The following is a 16,374-nucleotide window of genomic DNA, read 5'->3' on the forward strand; positions in this document are numbered from 1 at the left end:
CCTACTTCAGAAAGATCGCCGCCCCCCATTACTTACCTCCTTTTTTATATTCAAAGGAACCATCCCATTTTGGCAAAGGTGCCGGAGGTAAAGGAACTATCTTATCTAGATCGGGGAAACGGGCAGAGGGATTTTTACCGATTTCATTCCTAATTAAAGTATATCGATGAACACGTTCATCATCTCTACTTAGACTTAAATAATTAAGTTCATCTGTAGAGGGAGGAGATTGAAAACCTTCTTGAAGATCCATGGCAGAATAATAATCTCCATTCATTACACCTAACTGATAGTAATAAGTAGCCATTTTGTAATTTTGATCTATTAACTTATAATGACTAGCTAATTCATAGGCAGCAGGTCCATAGCCATTATTAGCCGAACAGATAAGCATAGCTTTGCCAATTTCCGGTCTGTATACCAAGTTTTTTTGATGATTACCTAAATTCTTACTTACAAATATTCTGCCAACAACATATTGTCCTTCAGGATTACCCAGATCTGCCGCCTTTCTGAAATAAGCCAGCGATGCCATTTTATCAGGCTCGACGCCATAGCCATTTTCAAGATAATATCCCATTGCATAGTAGCCCGAAGGAATATTCATTTTTATCATTTTCTCTGCAATTTCAACGGCTTCTTCCGACTGTCTTTTACCCGGCAAGGAGTTTACTAGTCCCTGTAAAAGCAGATTTTGTAGATTTCGCATTGCTTTATAATGATCCTTATCAACAGCCTGGCGATAAAGGGCACCAATTGCGGCATAGTCTTTAGGCCCTTCTGCTTTTTCCAGTACTCTGGCCTGTTTAAACCAGTTATCAGCCTGAGGATCAAGAGCAGGAAGATAAACGTTTTCATTGGTACAGTTAAACTGAAGCTTATCTTCTTTATCCTGTGCAGACATAATTTCTTCCTTATTATCATGACAACCAATTATTAAAGATACCATAACAAATATTATATTTTTTTTGAAATTCATAATGTAACCTTAATCTTTATGACTCAAATACTTGCTATTATCAATAAATTCTATTAAAGGGGCCATTGGTTGCATATTATCTCTTCCTTTTTTAGAATTATTTTTAATCAACCTCTCCCAGTTGTTATAAATATTTGTAATATCACCACTAAAACCCTCCCCATTAGTATGCAAACTCCATAACTGATTTCTCATGGTAGCAATAATAGATGACGAATCAGTATCTTGAAGTGCAATAGCTATTTCACTATCAAATGCCATGCTACGTAAATTAATATTGGCGGAGCCCTGAATCATAAAAATATCATCAACCATCATCATTTTGCTATGCACATACACCGGCATCCACTTTTCAGCTTTTGAATCTGGTGAAACCAGTGTGCAAATAATGCTCTTTAAACCAGGGATCTGCTGTGGTTTAATCTCCTCAGTTACCCCCTTTTCTTTTTTGGCATAGTTAGGCATCAAATCGGCCCTTCCCAGGCAATCGAGCATTTTATAAGTCTGATAGCCGCCAGCTTCGTTTGAGGTCCAGCTTGGATCTTCTGGTTTTTCAGTGCTATTGGTAACAACAAATAAATACAAATAGCCGTGTTTTTCCGGATCGCGGCCAGATAAAATCAATTCCAGCGCCGTTTTTTTAAGCTGCTCGGCAATTTTCTGAAAACGAAAATATTGATTTTCAATATAGATATAGTTACGCGCTCGCTTTACACTTTCAATATAAGCCTTCAATATATCCCAGGCATTATATTGTGGCTGGGTACGGCAGATTTGGCCCATGACTCTGGTCAGCGGCATCGGTAAAAGTAATCTTTGGTTAATATCCTGCAGACGAGGGGGCGTAGGTGAAAAGGCTTCTTTATTAATCGATACTCTTTCCCTCTTCGGCGTACTATCGTTAGTATCTTTTTCCCATGCCTGAGTAAAATTATCACTCATATGTTTCAGGACTTCGCCATAAACACAGCTTGATATATCCTGCCATCCGGTAGGGCCATCACGGCCTCGATCACAACTCTGCATAAGAGATGAATGTTTATCGGTATCCCAGTATTGCGACAACATATTATGGCCCATAATAAAACCCACCGCTTTATCTGGATCAATATAGTCAACCAACACCATCTTTTGGTGATGGGTAGCACCAAATGACAGGGCCATATTTCGAAGTATTGACGAATCATCTTTTATAGAATAAGGAAGAGCAGCAATACGTGATATTACCGGGACGCTGTCTGTTTTCCAACTCAGTTCTCTGTGTCGGATAGAAAGATTTTTTATATCATTGTTTTCAGCCCTGAAATGCCAGTACTTATCAAATTCATACTGTTTACGTGTTTGAAAACTCAATTTTTCACCTGTTGCCAGGAGTACAAGTTTGTTTTCATTAAGACGTTTTTTATCTCTCAGAAAAGCCTCTTCCTTTCTTACAGGTCGGAGTTTAAATGAATTGGAATTATCAGGGAAATATGCTCCCCATCCCGGAAAATTCGCTTCCGGGAGCTGACCTGTGATAGAAAACCATACAAGAATACGGACGGTGACGCCGCGATTTGCCGCCTCTTCCAGTAACTCACCAACCATCTTTCCCTGGCCATTACGTTCAAAATACATCGATGCCTGAAATCCCCAGGTGATGATATCAATACTTTTTTGTGCTTGCTGAATGGCCCTGGCAAGCACAGCAAATGTTTTTTCTCCGTTAATTAATGGCGCATAAGCTGCTTGGCAGGGCGGATATTCTGTATTTTCAGGAAACCACTGTGGAGTCATGATAATACTGTTTGTTTTTCCAGGTACGGCATTACAGATCTGGGGAGTTAAAGTAGTCACGGTTGTTCCTTTTCTTTTTTTGAGTCAGCCCATTGAGGATTGAGTAATTGCTGGAATGTATTGCGCCAGCCAGCTCCCAGCTGTGAAGCGTCCTCCGTCTGGCCAGGATCAATCTCCCGAAACCCCTCAAGCGCGAGTGCATCTTCAGGTTTTTCCTGCCCTTCATTAACCATATTGATGTCGTAACGCTCACCACTGATCATTTCTAACCTATATTTCTGCGTAGGAATCTGATGGTCTATTTCAATATTTCCCTCTGCATCCGTTAACCCCTGTTGCACCAATTTACCGTTGGCAAATAATTTGTAAGGCTCATTGGCGCGCACTTTGGTCGGGCTTTGTGGCGAACCACCAAGCTGAAAACGCAGCGCCTGTTTCGGGACGCTTTGCGGGAATTGCGGATGGGTAATATCCATGCTTTCCGGGCCAATAACCGTCCAGTTGGTGGCTTTTACCGTCTGATTACCTGGACTACCATATTCAATCTGCCCACCTTTGAGGCGTATATAGGCACTTCCGCAGGTCAGCAGCAGTTCATCCTTTGCTGCAACAATGGTTTTTCCTGCATGACTGCTGATGGTCATATCCTTGAGGGAGGAGAGATGCATTTCATCGCTTTGCGCCTGTAATTCCACATTGCCTTTTGCCGCAAAAATCTTGATTCCCGTTTCCCGTGCAAACAGACTTATGGCCTTACCGGCAGCAAGGGTGATCCTCTTTAGCGCCGAGATATCCGCTTGCTGCCGGGCAGTTAACGTCAGGTTTTCTTCGGCATTAAGTTGTAGTGTTTTCGGGGTGGTCATCGCGATACCTGCCGGGGCGCTAACGAGTAATGCCGACTGCTTCATTTCATCAATCGCTTGCGTCAACAGGGATTTTTGTGAGGCGAGGTCTGCCAACTCTGCTTTAGCTATCTCTGCGGCTTCGCGTAGCGAGGAAGTCATAGTAATGGCATCTTTCAGTTGCTGACGGGCCTCCCGTATATCCAGCAAATCGGATACAGCCTGCGCACGTAAATCAGTGCTGATAAATAACCCTTTTCCCGCACGTACTGCGCCCCAGCCATCGGTACGCAACTCAAATCCTTCGCCTCGTTTCTTTCTCACGGAATCAACAATATGACCGAGGCTCAGCTCGCTTTTATTCGAATGAGGTGTACTAAGCTTGATATGCTCTATCCCGCGCTCGTCATCCATACGAAGCGTATTACCTGCCGGAGTGAGCAGTACATTCCGCTTATTATTCTCAATATTGACATGATCAGGGTGGCGGGAATCGTGCAGCACATGGGCTATATAGGGACGATCAAGGTTGCCATCCGCAAACTGAATGGCTACGCCAGTGCCGTCTAGCAACGGCCAGTGAAAGCCATAGCCATCGCCGCCGTAGGGTTTTGCCAGGCGCACCCAGCAGCTTTCAAAACCTTTTTTCCATTCAGCGAGGTCGAGATCAAAACGGATGCGGTAGCGCCCTTGCGGGTCGAGGTGAGCATAGGTATCTTTTTCCACCGTGCTGGATATGCGGGCTGACAGGGTGCCTGGCACCTGTGGCCATGGCTGTTCTGCCGGACGATAGGTGTGATCCTGGTTCCAGGGAATAGCGGTAAACGTTACCCAATAAGCGATATCTCGGCTGGCTCGCTCACACTGGGTGGAGACAATCAGCAGGCCATCGGGTGCATCTGGCCATACTTTGCCTGGGGTGGTGATCACCATCCCCGGCCGCAAGTCCATACAGGTGGATTTCCCTACAAAGGTCACCTGTTCAGTCAGCCAGCGTTCCTGACGACGTTTGGCATACCAGAGACCTTCACCCGGAGCTAGCGCATATTCCTTGCCGCGTTGTGGATAATGCTCGCCCCAGCGATAATCCTCGCCATATAAGGCTGGATAGTCCGGGTTGTTTTCAGCCATGCTGCCCATATCTTGCTGTGCCTGGCGATAGTTTTCATCGTTTAGCAGCATCGATTTGGGAATTACTTTGCGGCTAACGGACATATCCCAGACCGATTCCATCCCGCCATCAAACATCCCTGCCGGATGGCGAAAGGGAATAGCCAGACCTCGCTTCCAGGCGTAGGAGTGATCGGCAAATACAATCACGTCACTGTCGTTCTCTTCATCATACTCAAAGTAGAAGGACACCCCGCCATCGGCGAGACGGCGCGCAATATGCTGCCCGTCCGATTCGCCGTACTGCAGCATAAACTCATGCTGTGGATACGGGTCTTCAAGGGAAAAACGAAAATCCAGCCGGTCGAATTGGTGATGATTCAGTACCTTTTCGGTCAGGCTGATAATGCTGTCATTCTGCCAAACCGCGTTATTACACCCCTGCTCCAGTAGCGCCATCCGATGCTCCAGCACCGCTACATAGCGGGTTTCATCGGCAGTAGTACTGCACTGACGAAATGAGGTGATCAGGCCAGGAACTATGCGCGGTTTAACGGGTTCGTACGGCTTGCCATCCGGGTACATCAGAAACAATGCCGGATAGTTAACGACCCATTGTGCCGGAAGATCTTTCTGCGTACAGGTGAACTCAATTTCATAGCGCGGTATCTGGCTGATAGCTTCCGAGCTACTGAATTTGGCTACCGACAACATCACGCCCGGTTGTTTTGACTCCAGCTCGCGCAGGCGGAGCTGATAGTGGTTGTAAACGGCAATTTTTCCGCCTTCAATGATGTACTTGTCGATAGCCATTTATCGTCTTCCTTCCGTGGTCGGTTAATGCGCGATATCCATAGTGGTGATCAAGGTGTGCAAATGAAGCTGCAAACCCAGCGAGAGTGCCATCAGCAGTAAAAAACTCAGTACCACCTTTAACCAGGGGGAACGCCAGTACGCCAAGCCGGATGCCCCCTCGGTACTGACCACTACCGGGGGTTCCCTCCGGCTCGGGTCGCTGGTTATCAGTGAAGTGAGCTGCTGGAGTAATTGCTGACGGTCGGCATGGCCAGGGGTCTTGCTGTATTTTCCCAAAAAGCCAAGACACAACACGCGATGAAAGGCAGTAATAACTGCTATATCGGGAACAGGCTGTCTTAGCTGTTGGCGGATACGTTCATATAACTCATTGCCGGCATTAAACGACTGAAAAAAATATACCTGCAACGGCGCGTTGTGCCAGCTATCGTTGCCCGTAGACATCATGGTTTCATCCAGCAGCGCGCAGATGGCATAGAGAATATGATCAGCGGTATCGCGATGAATAGCGTGAGCCTGCAAAGCAGATTGCAATGATTCAACAATCATTACCCCCTGGCGATACAGGACCTCGCCAGAAGAAACTTCAGGTGTTTTATCTTTTGCATCCAAAAAGAAAATAACGCTTTCCTGTAAAAGATTATCGATAGTTAACTCATCGACTTCCTTGTTATATTTCATCCTTACATTCACCCAGTAAATAATTTAAACAGCGATCACCTAAATAGCCAACCCCAAAAAATAGAATATCCAATTATGTAACACTGGAATTAGAACCAGTCAAATACAAATTTTCAAAATTGTAATGAAAAGATGATTAAATAGTGCTTTAGCTTAATCATTAAAATTTATTAAAAAATCACCAATAACTAACTATTTTACTAATTTGGTTGCTGTAAAACCTCACTATTTCTCACCTTACAGATAAATTACTACCTTCATTAAGCTTAACCATTAGTTAGCCTTATGGTGGTGCTAGAAAATTTTAAACAAGCAACAGTCCTGATTATAAAATCGCGACTGTTACGTTTTACCGTAGACCTGCGGTCCAGAAGCGGTAACCACCTCCGCTCCATGGTCCGTTTTATCACCGAGGCAAATGAATGCACGCATTAAATTTCCTTTTCTTATTGGCGTTTAAAAAAAGAGGTCCCAAACCGCATATAAAGTAATTCCTACATACACTGCCACCCAGCAAAACAACAACCGCTTAACAATTTTTCCGTATTTCGTTTTACTTAGACAAACCATAATTATAAGCAAACACAAAACAACAACAATAAATGGAGTGATTATAACCGCTTGTATCAACCAGAATATCCTACTTCAGAAAGATCGCCGCCCCCCATTACTTACCTCCTTTTTTATATTCAAAGGAACCATCCCATTTTGGCAAAGGTGCCGGAGGTAAAGGAACTATCTTATCTAGATCGGGGAAACGGGCAGAGGAATTTTTACCGATTTCATGTTTAATTAAAAGGTATCGATGTACACGTTCATCGTCCCTGGTTACATTCAAATAGTGGATCATATCTGTAGGAGGTGGAGATTGAAAAGAATTTTGAAGATTTAAGGCAGAGTAATAATCCCCATTCCTTACACCTAACTGATAATAATAAGTGGCCATTTTGTAATTTTTATCTATTAATTTATAATGATTAGCTAATTCATATGCAGCCGGTCCATAACCATTATTAGCCGAACAGATAAGCATAGCTTTACCAATTTCAGGTCTGTATACCAAATTTTTTTGATCATTACCTAAATTCTTACTTAAAAATATTCTGCCAATAACATATTGCCCTTCAGGATTGCCCAGATCCGCCGCCTTTCTGTAATAAGCCAGCGATGCCATTTTATCAGGCTCGACGCCATAGCCATTTTCAAGGTAATACCCCATTGCATAATAGCCCGACGGAATATTCATTTTTATCATTTTTTCTACAATTTCTAGTGCTTCTTCAGACGGTCTCTTACCCGGCAAGGGTTTTACTAGTCCCTGTGAAAGCAGATTTTGTAAATTTCGCATTGCCTTATAATGCCCCTGATCAACAGCCTGACGATAAAGGGCACCAATTGCAGCATAGTCTTTAGGCCTTTTGGCTTTTTCAAGTACTCTGGCCTGTTTAAACCAGTTATCTGCCTGAGGATCAAGCGCAGGAAGATAAACGTTTTCACCAGTACAGTTAAACTGAAGATTATTTTCTTTATCTTGGGGAAAGACCATACCCCTGCTGGGGATATCACAACCGGTTAGAAAAATAATAGCACTCAGCATTAAATACTTTTCAACAAAAAACATGGCAGGCATATTTTTTCTGAAGAAATATCTCTTCACCATTACTTACCACCCTTTTTATATTCAAAGGAACCATCCCATTTTGGCAAAGGTGCCGGAGGCAGAGGGACAATCTTATCTAAATCGGGGAAACGGGCATATGGGTTTTTATCGATTTCATTCCTAATTAGAAAGTATCGATGAACACGTTCATCATCTCTGCTTAGATTTAAATAATTAATTTCATCCGTAGGGGGAGGCGATTTAAAAGCTTCTTGAAGGTCCATCGCAGAATAATAATGCCCATTCATTACACCCATTTGAAAGTAATAAGTGGCCATTTTGAAGTTTTTCTCTACTAATTGATAATGATTAGCTAATTCATAGGCAGCCGGTCCATAGCCATTAGTCGCCGAACAGATAAGCATAGCTTTGCCAATTTCAGGTCTGTATACCAAATTTTTTTGATCATTACCTAAATTCTTACTTAAAAATATTCTGCCAATAACATATTGTCCTTCAGGATTGCCCAGATCCGCCGCCTTTCTGTAATAAGCCAGCGATGCCATTTTATCAGATTCGACGCCATAACCATTTTCCAGGTAATACCCCATTGCAAAATAGCCCGAAGGAATATTCATTTTTATCATTTTTTCTACAATTTCAACGGCTTCTTCCGACGGTCTCTTACCCGGCAAGGGTTTTACTAGTCCCTGTAAAAGCAGATTTTGTAGATTTCGCATTGCTTTATAATGATCCTTATCAACAGCCTGGCGATAAAGGGCACCAATTGCGGCATAGTCTTTAGGCCCTTTGGCTTTTTCCAGTATTCTGGCCTGTTTAAACCAGCTATCAGCTTCTGGGTCCAAAGGGGGCAGATAGTCTGCTTCGTAAACACAAGTAAAGTTTATCTTTTCATTATCAACATAATTGTTCATAGCACTCACTCTAGTTGCTACTTTAGAATTTACTAATGAAAATAACATAATAATAAACACAATAATTATGGTGACTTTCAGGACGTTATATGAGCCACCTGGGTCTTTTTTATTATTCATACAACATTCCTTAATCTGCCATTTATTGATTGCAGGGGTAACAAGTGAATATCATTAATGATCCCATAGACAAGTCACTGCCAACGACTTTTCTCATAAAATCTGGCTGACTTTTAACACGCTCTGGTGAAAGGCTACTGCGATAGTGTGGTTTGCCATTTTCATTATAAAAAAAAGCAACTTCTCGGGTAGGCTCATTAGATTGTGTCATTTCATCAATCTCCTTGTTAGTTAGCTATAATTTTTACCTTGCGTGGTTTGATTTTATTATCACAGTGAAAGCGGTCATCTTTTGAATTTCGGTTAATTTTTGCCAGTGAGATATCAACCATTTCATATTGATGCGACTTGTTTGAGAGGGTATATTCCCGATAGTTTTTGTCGATAACAGAACCCTGTATATAAATCACGCCATCCGATACAACAGCAGCATACGTACTCTTATAAGCATCAACAGCATTATTATTTGAAGGATTCTCAAGATCTCTATAAGCTATGTAATAATTTTCTGTGCCATATTTATAACCAATATGCCTTACTGGGTATGCAATAACATTATCACTTGCGGCATAAATAAATTTACCTGTAAAAGCCATAATGTCGTTTTTTTCAGCTATAGTTATCTCATTTTGTGGTTTTTCATCAGTTGCCCCTGACGTAATTAGCCTCTTAATATTTTTATTTACATCATGATAATAAACGAAACCTCCGTGTTCACAGTCCTTATATTTTTCCAGGGTAAAAAAACGGTTATCATCAATACGATAAACCACCTGCGGATCTACATCTATTTCCACATCCTTTACCGTGTTTCTTTTACTCATGGCACTTGGAAAACCATAGCCAAAGCTCCCGCCTGTTGTTGGCATCCTGGCCAATAAAAAAATGGCAACAATAAATAGCAACATAACAATAAATACAATAATCATGATGACTTTCAAAACATTACCTGAGCCACTTGAGGCATTTTTATTATTCATACAACATTCCTTAATCTGCCATTTATTGATTGTTGGGATAACAAGTGAATATCTTTAATAATTCTACAGGATATTATGACCAATATTATGGATAGGCACTATTAGCAATAGCATATATTGATATTATATATAGTCATAATCAGAGTACAAAGGGGACAAACCGCTGACCAGGGAACCGCCTTTACTGGCTCTATTGCCTGTGGTACTAACCATCCCACTATTCAACCCCCTATCCTGTCTACAGACAATAAACTGCATGAGCTATAAATATTGCCATTATTAAAAGCTGATAAAGCAACATCAACAATAATTACAGTCCTTATGGTTGACGTGCCGAATAGTCTATCGTATCAACTTGATAAAATGTTTTACCGGGCCGGGCATACCATAGCCAAAACTTCCCCCAATCGTGGGCAGGTTGTAGATAACAATCAAAACCATTATCAGCAAAACACCCAACATCGATGAGATAATTAGCGTTCTATTGCTCATGGGTTAATCCTATTAAGCCAGGTAATTATCATATCTTCTGTTGCCTGAGAGTTTGCCAATTCTGTTTCACCGTTTTCTGTAGTCACTCGCTCAATAATCTGGCCATTTGACAAGGTAATCATATAGCGTGACATAGCGGGTTTCATCGGCAGTAGTACTGCACTGACGAAATGAGGTGATCAGGCCAGGAACTATGCGCGGTTTAACGGGTTCGTACGGCTTGCCATCCGGGTACATCAGAAACAATGCCGGATAGTTAACGACCCATTGTGCCGGAAGATCTTTCTGCGTACAGGTGAACTCAATTTCATAGCGCGGTATCTGGCTGATAGCTTCCGAGCTACTGAATTTGGCTACCGACAACATCACGCCCGGCTGTTTTGACTCCAGCCCGCGCAGGCGGAGCTGATAGTGGTTGTAAACGGCAATTTTTCCGCCTTCAATGATGTACTTGTCGATAGCCATTTATCGTCTTCCTTCCGTGGTCGGTTAATGCGCGATATCCATAGTGGTGATCAAGGTGTGCAAATGAAGCTGTAAACCCAGCGAGAGTGCCATCAGCAGTAAAAAACTCAGTACCACCTTTAACCAGGGTGAACGCCAGTATGCCAAGCCGGATGCCCCCTCGGTTCTGACCACTACCGGGGGTGCCCTCCGTCTCGGGTCGCAGGTTATCAGTGAAGTGAGCTGCTGGAGTAATTGCTGACGGTCGTCATGATCAGGGGTCTTGCTGTATTTTCCCAAAAAGCCAAGACACAACACACGGTGAAAGGCAGTAATAACTGCTATATCGGGAACAGGTTGTCTTAGCTGTTGGCGGATACGTTCATATAACTCATTGCCGGCATTAAACGACTGAAAAAAATATACCTGCAACGGCGCGTTGTGCCAGCTATCGTTGCCCGTAGACATCATGGTTTCATCCAGCAGCGCGCAGATGGCATAGAGAATATGATCAGCGGCATCGCGATGAATAGCGTGAGCCTGCAAAGCAGATTGCAATGATTCAACAATCATTACCCCCTGGCGATACAGGACCTCGCCAGAAGTAACTTCAGGTGTTTTATCTTTTGCATCCAAAAAGAAAATAACGCTTTCCTGTAAAAGATTATCGATAGTTAACTCATCGACTTCCTTGTTATATTTCATCCTTACATTCACCCAGCAAATAATTTAAACGGCGATCACCTAAATAGCCAACCCCAAAAAATAGAATATCCAATTATGTAACACTGGAATTAGAACCAGTCAAATACAAATTTTCAAAATTGTAATGAAAAGATGATTAAATAGTGCTTTAGCTTAATCATTAAAATTTATTAAAAAAATCACCAATAACTAACTATTTTACTAATTTGGTTGCTGTAAAACCTCACTATTTCTCACCTTACAGATAAATTACTACCTTCATTAAGCTTAACCATTAGTTAGCCTTAAGGTGGTGCTATAAAATTTTAAACAAGCAACAGTCCTGATTATAAAATCGGGACTGTTACGTAATAGACTAAAAATAGTTATTATTAAAAAAAACAGACCTACTGAGCCAAGTAGCGTACTTAACGGGATAACTCCAGAAGAAATTGATCTGTCTTCTCAAACAGATAATCAGTGGGGTCGGAACCGGATTGCTTTAACTCGATCATCTTTTTTATCTCGCTATCATCAAGCATAATCAATAGTTTACCCTGATCTCTCATCGCTCCTTTAGCCATTTTTTTGGCTGACTCATTGGCGCCATTACGAGTTAAAATAATGGCAACTTTTCTTAACCCTTTTTCAAGAAGGTACTTCTCGGTGGTAATAATTTGTTGTTGCCCGACTTTTTCGCGATAATTTTTAAACTCAAAAATAATATACTGACTATTTAACCGTTCAACTAATAACTTCCAAAAATCCGTTGTTGCTTTTATACGACAGACGTAATCATAACGATTCAAGCCATCATCCGTTCTCAGCTGACTTTGCCAGCCATAGAGGTCGTTTTCAAACAGATAGTTCAGGATTTTTTCAGCATGAATTTCATAGGAACGCCATGCGCCTTTGCCAAATTTAATCTTATCTAGTTCACTAACTAATGAATCGGCAACATCGGTTTCATTACCAAACGCCTGGGGATTATATAACCTTGCCTTATCATTACAATTTGTCGTCAACACGCAGTCAATATGTCGTCCTTTACGAGAGAACTCTTCCAGGCTTTTCAACTCCAGCAAATTGCAGAGCTGTTCAAACAGCTCCGGGAAGGGAGATGTCCAGCATAACAAATCTGCCAAATCGACAATATTGACAGCAAACTCCTTTTCCAATGCCTCCCGAGACATATCTTCAATGATTGATGATACCACTAATATCTTATTCTCTGCCACGGTTGATACGGAGCTAACAAGTCGTCTTACTGCGTTCTTTATCAGCGACATTTGAGCACGTGTTGTCCGATAATATTTGATACCGATAATATACTGTTGCTGGTCGAAGTTAAGCTTAAGATCGTACCCCTTCTCCTTTGAGATGGAAACCTGATAATCCATAACCTCAAAGGTATTTGCCACAAAATTCTCAAACTGCACGGCAGGAGACAGATTGTTCATAATGATCCCTCACAATGGTAAATCACATCACTTGATTAAAACATTAATGGGTTAAGCTATTAATATCCCGAATATTTCATTTTCTATTGATTAATTGAAAAGATAAACTTTTAACTTTCGCCCTCACAAATAAAAGAGTAAAAACTTCCCGGCCAAACAACACCTATAATTAAATATAGAGTTTAACCGGGAATGCATTGATCATTTAAATATATGCGAATATAAAAATGGGTTCTATTTAAAATGGCTTCGGGGCATAAGTCAATAACTACAGGGGGCTCTTCTTGATGTTTGTCGTATTTTTCAAAAACAAATTTAAAATACATTATTAACGATATTGTTATATTTCACCTCTGCCACCCTAACCATAAACCAGGTGGGATGGCAGAGTTATACAAACATGCTAACATGACTACTTACTCGATAATGCGTGTTAGTTTTTCACTTACCTATTATTTATCTAAAACTCACTGATTTGGAAAACTGGCTACATCGCGGACCATATCATCGATAGCACCTTTGACATCCGCAGCTGTTATAGGGGCATTGCTGTTATCCACTGTTTTCCCATATCCTTTTCTAACAACCTTGACCAAAGGTTTATTAGTGGCGACATCCATAACTTCAAGTTCAAGAAAGAGTTCAGAGTTTTGAGTTCGGTGCCCTGAGGCAGCCATTGCACCTGCAATCACTGCGGCAACAGGTACTACTTCATAAAACTGCACATCTTTATTGCTCGCCGTTACTGCAGTGATCGCTGTCTTGACTATCATCCCCCCCTTTTGCGGTTGATTGACCAGTTGTATTCTCTGCCCAATGGCATTTTTCAGACGTTGCTCTGTATAAAGTCGAACTTGCTCCAAAGTACCTGCACTAACTCGGCTATCTGGCGAAGCGTGTGGGTAATATACGACAGGTGAAAAATAGATATTTTTATACTGCTGTTGGTGATAGTCAGGCGAGACCCAGCGTAACGTTTGATGGCCGCTGGCGGTTTGCACTGGCTTCAAATCTGAGTAGTTACCCAAAAAACCTGAATACTGATTCTTTTCTGCTACCTTGGCGGAGCAACCAGCCAGTACAGCCAGGAATATAACACACCCTATTTTGGTAGAAATTTGCAATGTTTTCATTATCATGTAACCTTGTGGTTGAATTATTAATTCGCATGCAAATCAATAAAGTAAAACCCTTATCAATTTGGTTAAATATCATTTAAGGTCAAGAATATGATTAACTCCAGTTTTATTTATATCTCATACATAGCATGGTTAGGTTTTGCGAGTGAGGCATCAAAATTATCACGTACATTTAAATGTACGAGTTAAGTTACTGTTCCTGAAACAATATTTTACTTCGTCATAAGTAAAGGGCGACAGGTGGAGAAGTGACAAGGCCAGTGGTAATGTAAATATCCCACCAAAATGGACCATTCATTTTTAGATATCCCACATCATACTGATTATGTCCAGGTAAGGAGCTCTTCATGTGTAGAGCCCGATTCACTTAGCATCAGATCATTATCGTTGTTAAATCTTTTAAAGCAGGACGTGCCGCCAAAAATGTTTGTAGCCAGGCAGCCATATCTTAAGGAAAGCAAAATATCGCCCTATGGAAGCCGCTAAATGCTATCCGCGCTATAGTTTTAAGAAATTTTTAGATGGTTCGCATGCAAAGTCATCTATGGATGTATGAGCCGAAAACCGGCACGCTAAAGCTGCGCGGATTAAAACTGCGGCCGAGCAAGCCTTTCCTCAGAAACTAAAATAGTGATGGTCATAGCTTCGCAAAAATCCCCCTCGATACGCCTATTGTCGAATGCACCAGCAATTGATCACCCAATCCCTGAATGAGACTGATGGCGGCAAGATTGCCGGAAATCTCATCCATACAGCAGCGAGCTGTCATCCAATGGCGCGACCCTGGATATTCACCATCTCGGCGTTTTGAAACGCGGCGATGATAATGCGGAGAGCTGCCATGCTCGATATTTACCTTTTTAAACCTGTCTAGCGGTTAATCGTAAGATTGAAGAAAAAATGCATTCAAAAATGTATAACAACCGATGTATTCTTGTGTGCGCGTTATAAAACATAAGAATATTTGGAGAGTCAATCATGAGTAACATGGTTTTTTGCAGCGGATGCGGGAAAGAAATACACAGCACAGCAAAATCTTGCCCTCATTGCGGCGCTGTTCGCTATGGTAGTCAAGGGTCAAAAAGCAGAATAGCCGCTGCGCTGCTGGCCTTCTTCCTGGGTAGCTTTGGTGTACACAAGTTCTACTTGGGTAAGATTGGTCAGGGAATTTTATACCTCATTTTCTGCTGGACACTTATCCCCTCAATTATTGCCTTTGTCGAATTTATCATCTATCTGTGCGAATCTGATGAAACATTCGATCGCAAATACAATAGTTGACTATATAAATGGCCTCATCCACATGAGGCCTTTCCTGCCAAAGGGTGATTATTGAGTAGCTAAGCCAAACTTGCATCGACAAGTATTTGTGTGTAAATGCAAGATTCTTTCTGGTGAAAAATGACCGTGAGTTTGATAGGCCAGAAAATGAGATGGCCTGGTTGGCTGGTGAATCCCCCAAGCCAGCGGCACAACTGTCCCTGATTGCTCAGCGTCGACGTACTCTGGAATAAAAGAATTACAGCGCATTCCTGGTAATTTTGATATTTGGGTAAACCCGCGTTACGCCCACTTCGCGCCGGATCGCCTGGAGGCTGCGTTGATTAACAATCCGCTGTCGATTTTACATAGTAAAACTGCCGCCAAAAGTGGCGACAAAATGGCGACAGAAGATCCTACAGGGTAGAATTGAGTGCAACTGGGTGGGAATAAGTCGTTGATTTTACAGTAAGTCGTTGTTTTAAAAACCCTATAAAAAAAAGACCGAATACGATTCCTTTATCCGCAAAAAACTTAATTTCTCCTTAAAAAACAACAAACTAAAAACCATAAAGCTCAATAATCACTCAAAAACACCGTCTTTATAAGTCCTTTTGAATCATTTAGTTGCCACTGTTTTAGGAAATCGTCGGGAAAATTTCGATAGCGGATCCCCAGGCCGGAGCAACTCCACTCCCTGTAAATAGCACTGAACTCGCAGGTTCATGAAATAATTTGATATAGCTCCCAAACCAGCAAGCTTATAAATATTTTTTATCGCCAAGTGTTATTATTTATTCCCCTTCTCTGCTTAGGAGATTTTATGTGTAAAACTACTGATATCCAAGTTAGATGCCTTCATTGCTCTCAATGGTTTAAGTCTGCAATCTGGCTTGGTGACAGAAAGACTTTTGAGTCTGGTACCCTTTTTGCGAATACTCAACAATGCCCACACTGCAGAAAAATTACCGAATGCAATAAAGAAAATTTCAAAGCTACGTTCGAGGATGGTGGCTTCTTAGGTAATAGAACCTAACCTTCTTTCGCTGAAATTAT

At 41.7% G+C, this 16,374-nt stretch carries 13 protein-coding genes; 1 reads left to right on the forward strand and 12 read right to left on the reverse strand.

Annotated features, from left to right (window positions below; all coding sequences use genetic code 11):
• Window positions 1-28 precede the first annotated feature (28 nt).
• The 12 genes from GW590_RS08105 to GW590_RS08160 all read right to left on the reverse strand — a co-directional run bounded on the left by GW590_RS08105 (window position 29) and on the right by GW590_RS08160 (window position 14,052).
• The gene (locus GW590_RS08105) at window positions 29-979 is read right to left on the reverse strand and encodes a DUF6396 domain-containing protein (protein WP_169402529.1); all 951 of its coding nucleotides are present in this window, start codon (window positions 977-979) and stop codon (window positions 29-31) included.
• A 9-nt stretch (window positions 980-988) separates the two neighbouring features.
• Window positions 989-2,815 carry a phospholipase D-like domain-containing protein gene (locus tag GW590_RS08110; protein ID WP_169402530.1) on the reverse strand — a complete coding sequence of 609 codons (1,827 nt, stop codon included), beginning with the start codon at window positions 2,813-2,815 and terminating at the stop codon, window positions 989-991.
• Window positions 2,812-5,520: a type VI secretion system Vgr family protein gene (locus GW590_RS08115; RefSeq protein ID WP_169402531.1), complete on the reverse strand. Its 2,709-nt coding sequence runs from the start codon at window positions 5,518-5,520 to the stop codon at window positions 2,812-2,814. Before GW590_RS08115 ends, GW590_RS08110 begins: the two co-directional genes overlap by 4 nt.
• A 24-nt stretch (window positions 5,521-5,544) precedes the next feature.
• Window positions 5,545-6,204, reverse strand: coding sequence for a type VI secretion system protein TssL, short form (gene tssL, locus GW590_RS08120; RefSeq protein ID WP_169402532.1), 660 nt, complete (start codon window positions 6,202-6,204; stop codon window positions 5,545-5,547).
• A 667-nt stretch (window positions 6,205-6,871) separates the two neighbouring features.
• Window positions 6,872-7,864 carry an SEL1-like repeat protein gene (locus tag GW590_RS08125; protein WP_235955894.1) on the reverse strand — a complete coding sequence of 331 codons (993 nt, stop codon included), beginning with the start codon at window positions 7,862-7,864 and terminating at the stop codon, window positions 6,872-6,874.
• Window positions 7,864-8,859: a DUF6396 domain-containing protein gene (locus GW590_RS08130; RefSeq protein ID WP_235955895.1), complete on the reverse strand. Its 996-nt coding sequence runs from the start codon at window positions 8,857-8,859 to the stop codon at window positions 7,864-7,866. The genes GW590_RS08125 and GW590_RS08130 overlap by 1 nt, the downstream gene beginning before the upstream one ends.
• A gap of 22 nt (window positions 8,860-8,881) precedes the next feature.
• A complete protein-coding gene (locus tag GW590_RS08135; protein ID WP_169402533.1) occupies window positions 8,882-9,070 on the reverse strand; it encodes a hypothetical protein in 189 nt (62 codons plus the stop codon).
• Window positions 9,071-9,086: 16 nt separating this feature from the next.
• Window positions 9,087-9,839, reverse strand: a complete 753-nt coding sequence (locus tag GW590_RS08140; RefSeq protein ID WP_169402534.1) for a T6SS immunity protein Tli3 family protein — start codon at window positions 9,837-9,839, stop codon at window positions 9,087-9,089.
• Window positions 9,840-10,421: 582 nt separating this feature from the next.
• Complete coding sequence (locus GW590_RS08145; protein ID WP_169402535.1) at window positions 10,422-10,796, reverse strand: hypothetical protein; 375 nt, start codon at window positions 10,794-10,796, stop codon at window positions 10,422-10,424.
• A 24-nt stretch (window positions 10,797-10,820) separates the two neighbouring features.
• Window positions 10,821-11,480: a type VI secretion system protein TssL, short form gene (gene tssL / locus GW590_RS08150; protein WP_169402536.1), complete on the reverse strand. Its 660-nt coding sequence runs from the start codon at window positions 11,478-11,480 to the stop codon at window positions 10,821-10,823.
• 407 nt (window positions 11,481-11,887) lie between these two features.
• On the reverse strand, window positions 11,888-12,919 hold the full coding sequence (locus GW590_RS08155) for a restriction endonuclease (RefSeq protein ID WP_169402537.1): 1,032 nt from the start codon (window positions 12,917-12,919) through the stop codon (window positions 11,888-11,890).
• A 467-nt stretch (window positions 12,920-13,386) separates the two neighbouring features.
• Complete coding sequence (locus tag GW590_RS08160; protein ID WP_169402538.1) at window positions 13,387-14,052, reverse strand: DUF3313 domain-containing protein; 666 nt, start codon at window positions 14,050-14,052, stop codon at window positions 13,387-13,389.
• 984 nt (window positions 14,053-15,036) lie between these two features.
• On the opposite strand from GW590_RS08160, the gene GW590_RS08165 reads away from it, so the two are divergent.
• Window positions 15,037-15,339, forward strand: a complete 303-nt coding sequence (locus GW590_RS08165) for a zinc-ribbon domain and TM2 domain-containing protein (RefSeq protein ID WP_169402539.1) — start codon at window positions 15,037-15,039, stop codon at window positions 15,337-15,339.
• Window positions 15,340-16,374: the final 1,035 nt, after the last annotated feature.

It is taken from the genome of Rouxiella aceris (assembly GCF_012933545.1).
Lineage (GTDB): Bacteria > Pseudomonadota > Gammaproteobacteria > Enterobacterales > Enterobacteriaceae > Rouxiella > Rouxiella aceris.